The organism is uncultured Mucilaginibacter sp., assembly GCF_903913935.1.
Lineage (GTDB): Bacteria > Bacteroidota > Bacteroidia > Sphingobacteriales > Sphingobacteriaceae > Mucilaginibacter.
In genome coordinates this window covers 1-4,863 of record NZ_CAIWNH010000287.1, presented here as the reverse complement: position 1 = coordinate 4,863, position 4,863 = coordinate 1, and the positions used below count along the sequence as shown (strand labels likewise).

Sequence of the window (4,863 nt, the reverse complement as noted above, 5' to 3'; positions counted from 1 at the left end):
CATGATGATTGGCGTAAACGACGAAGCACAAGGCCTGACTGTTAGCGATTACCGATTGAAATTTGCGCAAATATTAAATTCCGCTATTAATTTAACAGGTGGTAAAGCCAGCCATGTTTTTGTTTTGTCGATACCGGATTGGGGAGTAACGCCATTTGCGAAAGGCCAGGAAAGTACGATCGGCCCGCAGATTGACCTTTTTAACGATATAAATAAAAGCGTGACATTGCAAGCGGGAGCCAACTACCTGAACGTTACTGATATTTCGCGGCTGGCGGCGACAGATTCTACATTACTCGCAGCCGACGAACTACACCCGTCAAAAAAAATGTACAGGATGTGGACTAACTTGCTTGAACCCCTGGTGACCAGCAAATTAAAAAATTAACTTTTTCCTTTAGCGGCTATTTCTCCTATCGCTATTACCAGTTTATCCAGATCATTCAGCGATGTATACACATGCGGTGTTACCCTGACGCAGTTAATATTTTCCCAAACTATGCCTACAGTATGTATCTTATATTTTTCAAAAAGAGCATTGTCCAATTCGCCCGGGGTCATCCCATCAATACTTATACCGCAAATAGCGCAGGAGTATTTGGCGTTTAATGAAGTATGCAGCTTAACTTTGGGGATGTGCTGAACCTTTGAGGCCCAATAATTCTTCAGGAAACGGATCCGTTCTTCTTTGCGTTTGCTGCCTATGCCTTCATGGAAATTAATGGCCTCGCCTATCCCCTGTTCAATCGGGAAACTGCGGGTACCCAGGTCTTCAAATTTACGGATGTCACCATCATGTGGTTTATCGCCACATACCATGGGCCAAACATTTTCAATTTTTTCTTTTTTGATCCACAACATGCCACTGCCTATAGGGGCCGACAGGAATTTATGCAAACTGGTACCAAAATAATCGCAATGCAGGTCGGGTATTTTAAAATCTAGTAACCCAAATGAATGTGCGCCATCCACCAAAACCTCAATGCCTTTGGCATGCGCCATATCGCTTATTTTTTGCACCGGCATGATTTGCCCTACCCAATTGATCATATGCGTGATATGAATAAGTTTTGTTTTTGGGGTGATCGCATCTTCATAGGCCTTTACAATTTCGGCATCATCCTCAATCGGGAAATCAAAACTGATCTGTTTATAAACGATGCCATCGCGGATGGCACGTTTCCGGTAGGCCTGTATCATATGCGGGTAATCCTGCTTGGTGCCGATCACCTCATCGCCGGCCTTAAGGTCAACACCATAAATCATGGTGTTTAGCGCTTCCGTTGAATTGCGGTTAATGGCAATTTCATCCGGCAGTGTGCCTGCCAGTTCAGCCAGCTTTTCTCGTAAGGGTTCGCGGCCCTGGTCGAGGATGCGCCACATATAATAGGACGGGCCTTCGTTTGACAACTGATTATAACGTTCCACTGCCTGCTGTACTACCAGCGGTGAAGGTGATACGCCCCCGTTATTCAGGTTGATGATATTGGGATTAACCGTGTACGACTGCTGAATCACACGCCAAAAATCTTCGTCTTCCGCTATTTGCGCGTCACTCAGATGCTTAACTTTTTGTGATGCTTGTTTCCAATCAGCGGCATGCGCCTGGTTAAAAAGACTATTAACGGAAAAAGCACCTGCGAGGGCGGCAGCCTGCTTCAAAAATACGCGGCGATCATTTGTCATGAACGAATTTAAGCTTTTACAGCTAAACAATCAAATTGCAACATAAAAATTACCTAACACTCCGGCAAACTCAATGGTATGTTTATCGCGAGGCCACCATCTGAGGTTTCTTTATATTTTGAATTCATATCCAAAGCTGTCTGCCACATGGTTTTAACTACCGCATCCAGGCTTACTTTAGCGTTATCCGGATTAGTTTGCAAGGCAAGCTGTGATGCAGTGATAGCTTTAATGGCGCCCATCGTATTCCGCTCAATGCAGGGCACCTGTACCAGGCCGCCAATGGGGTCGCAGGTCATGCCCAGATGGTGTTCCATCGCAATCTCTGCTGCCATTAAAACCTGGCGCTGTGTGCCGCCCAGGCATTCGGTAATTGCCGCAGCAGCCATAGCAGATGACACCCCGATCTCCGCCTGGCACCCACCCATCGCCGCCGATATCGTTGCCCCCTTTTTAAATATGCTGCCAACTTCGGATGCGGTCAATAAAAATTGAATGATCCGTTCATCGGCATAACCATCACAAAATACAAGGAAATATTGTAAAACCGCTGGTATTACGCCTGCAGCGCCATTGGTAGGGGCAGTTACCACGCGGCCAAATGAAGCATTCTCCTCGTTAACAGCCAAAGCGAAACAACTTACCCAATCCAGTATATTCTGAAAACCATTGCCGGTATCACGCACTGCATCCACCCATTCGTCATAATTGGTATAAACCCGGTTGCCGATAAGTCTCCTGTTCAAACTCGCGGCTCGCCTGGCTACATTTAAGCCCCCTGGCAGATACCCTGTGGTATGGCAACCGCGGTAGATGCATTCCTTCATGGCTTTAAAAATATTGAGCACGCCGTTACGCGTGTCCTGTTCGGTGCGCCATGCCGACTCGTTCTCCAACACCACTTCTGATATTTTGAGCCCGGTTTTAATGCACCAGTGCAGCAGGTTATTAGCCGTTTCAATCGGGAAAGGTAAATCAACTTCGGTTTTTGTTTGCCCATGCCCGCCTTCTTTAACCACAAAACCACCCCCGATAGAATAATAAGTTTCGGAAATGGCTGAGCCGTTTAACAGAAATGCCTGGAAAGTGACCGCGTTGGGATGAAAAGGCAGGCTTTCGTTTAACAGGAATAAAAGGTCTTCCGCTTCATAAAATATCACTTCCTGTCTTCCGCTAAGCAGCAGCTTGCCTGTTTTCTGGATCTCCGCCGTTTTTGGGATCACCTGGTCAACTTCAAAAGTCACCGGGTCATCGCCGCTTAAACCTAACAGGATGGCGATATCGGTACCATGCCCCCTGCCCGTTTTGGCAAGAGATCCGTAAAGCAAAATTTTTACCTCTTCAACAAGTTCAAGTGCTCCTTTATCCATAAGTGATTGTACAAATTGCTGCGCAGCACGCCAGGGGCCAAGGGTATGCGAACTTGAAGGGCCTATGCCGATCTTGAAAATATCAAATACAGAAATCTGCTCTCTTTGCATGAAGCAAAGGTATAATTGTATGAACACCTTTCATCGTATAGCAGTTTTTTTACTTAAAAGTTTGAAAATTCAAAATAGAATTGATACATTCAAATCATATTTAAATCCTAATCAAAATCCAATTAAAAACAAAAACACATGGAAAGTTACGATTCATCATCAGCCGGCGCGGCAGCGGGCATTATGGCCATATTTGCAGCCATGCTAATCCCTATTATTATCGTATGGCTAATTGTTATTATCGGGCAATGGAAAGTTTATGCTAAAGCGGGAAAACCGGGTTGGGCATGTATTATCCCGATTTACAACTTAATTGTATTACTTGAAATTGTGGGGAAACCAATATGGTGGATCTTTTTGTTCATTATTCCTTGCGTAAACATTATTTTCCTAGTTTGGACTTTAAACTTGTTAAGCAAAAGTTTTGGACAAAGTGAAGGTTTTACTATAGGCTTAGTACTGCTCGGCGTTATTTTTTGGCCGATCCTTGGGTTTGGCAATTATCAATACCTTGGCCCATCAGCAGCAGAAGCAGGCGGCTTAAAACCACGCCAACCATTTGATTCTTCGGGCTACCAGGACCCTAATAGTCCGCCGCAGGTTTAATTTTTTAAATTGATATGTGCTTACAAATATTTTGCAGCCATTTAGTTTTTATTGAATGGCTGCAAAATCATTTATTGAAATGTCCTTTTAAAGCTTTAACCGGGATAGACTGCCCGGGTTGCGGATTTCAGCGGTCTTTATTACAACTTGTTCAGGGTAATTTCCATTCCAGTTATGCATTATACCCGCCAACTATTCCGCTTCTTCTTTTCTTTTCCTATGGCATCGCTGATAAAATTTTCAAGCTCGATAATTCAAAAGACACTGTAAAGAAATCGCTGTTTGTGTTAACAGGCAGCATCGTATTGATAAGTTATTGTGTTAAGTTGTGGTCCATATACCATCACTATAACATATCAGCCTGAGAAGTTATGTGCGTATAATCTTTAATGATAGTTTGCAAAAACTGCATACTGTTCATATCCGGTGGCATTGATATGCCGAGATAATTTCTGGTCTTATCGGCCATATTATAAACAAGCTGATTGTTGCCATTTTTGAAATAAGTGGCAATTACTTCATGTATCAATGCGATATCACTGTCGTTTAATTCGCCGGCCTGCACAAAAACAGGTTCATACGCATTTTCTGTAATTGGAAAGGCAATATTGTTCATGGTTGTCCGCGGCGATGTTTTTACAAGCACAGTTCCGGCAACCAGGTCACCCACGCGCTGCCCGTTTTCGGTAACCGCAGCGGTTACCAGTCCGCATAATCCGCCCGTCAGGGAAAAATCAACCAGCCTGAACAACCAGCGTAACAAAAACTGGCTAAATTTAGGCCGGGCACCGTCCAAACTAATCACACGTATCTTAACAGCCCGCTTACCCAGGCTTTGCCCATTAAAAAAAACCTCGCACAACAGGTCATAAAAAACCAAAATTAAACCCAAAACCGCATAAAAAATAATGATGGAGGTTTGAGAACCTGACATGCTAAAAAAAATGCCGATAAATAAAAACGGAATAAAAATCGCAAAGTCAATTATCCGCGCAAGGATGCGTTCGCCAAGGCCCCCTATTTCATAGTCTATATCTATGTTTTGGGTTGTATGTACTGTGATTATTCCCATTTTAAACAAATATATATT

The 4,863-nt window shown here is 43.7% G+C and carries 6 protein-coding genes; 3 read left to right on the top strand and 3 right to left on the bottom strand.

Annotated elements, in window-relative coordinates:
- Positions 1-388 (top strand): GDSL-type esterase/lipase family protein (locus QZY09_RS11490; RefSeq protein WP_295672502.1); only part of this gene is annotated, 388 nt, incomplete at its 5' end.
- Here the strand turns inward: QZY09_RS11490 and QZY09_RS11485 are convergent.
- Positions 385-1,686 carry an aminotransferase class V-fold PLP-dependent enzyme gene (locus tag QZY09_RS11485; RefSeq protein ID WP_295672500.1) on the bottom strand — a complete coding sequence of 434 codons (1,302 nt, stop codon included), beginning with the start codon at positions 1,684-1,686 and terminating at the stop codon, positions 385-387. The genes QZY09_RS11490 and QZY09_RS11485 overlap by 4 nt on opposite strands.
- A 53-nt stretch (positions 1,687-1,739) precedes the next feature.
- A complete protein-coding gene (locus tag QZY09_RS11480) occupies positions 1,740-3,167 on the bottom strand; it encodes an L-serine ammonia-lyase (protein WP_295672498.1) in 1,428 nt (475 codons plus the stop codon).
- Positions 3,168-3,305: 138 nt separating this feature from the next.
- Between QZY09_RS11480 and QZY09_RS11475 the strand changes: the two genes are divergently transcribed.
- Both QZY09_RS11475 and QZY09_RS11470 read left to right on the top strand, forming a co-directional pair.
- Entirely contained in the window at positions 3,306-3,773 is a 468-nt protein-coding gene (locus QZY09_RS11475) for a DUF5684 domain-containing protein (protein WP_295672496.1), read from the top strand.
- Between the two features lie 14 nt (positions 3,774-3,787).
- Positions 3,788-4,138 (top strand): DUF2752 domain-containing protein, encoded by a 351-nt coding sequence (locus tag QZY09_RS11470; protein WP_295672493.1) that lies wholly within the window; start codon positions 3,788-3,790, stop codon positions 4,136-4,138.
- On the opposite strand, the gene QZY09_RS11465 is transcribed toward QZY09_RS11470, so the two are convergent.
- Positions 4,120-4,863: RDD family protein (locus QZY09_RS11465; protein WP_295672491.1), on the bottom strand; the 744-nt coding region annotated here is incomplete at its 5' end. The two genes, QZY09_RS11470 and QZY09_RS11465, sit on opposite strands and share 19 nt — an antisense overlap.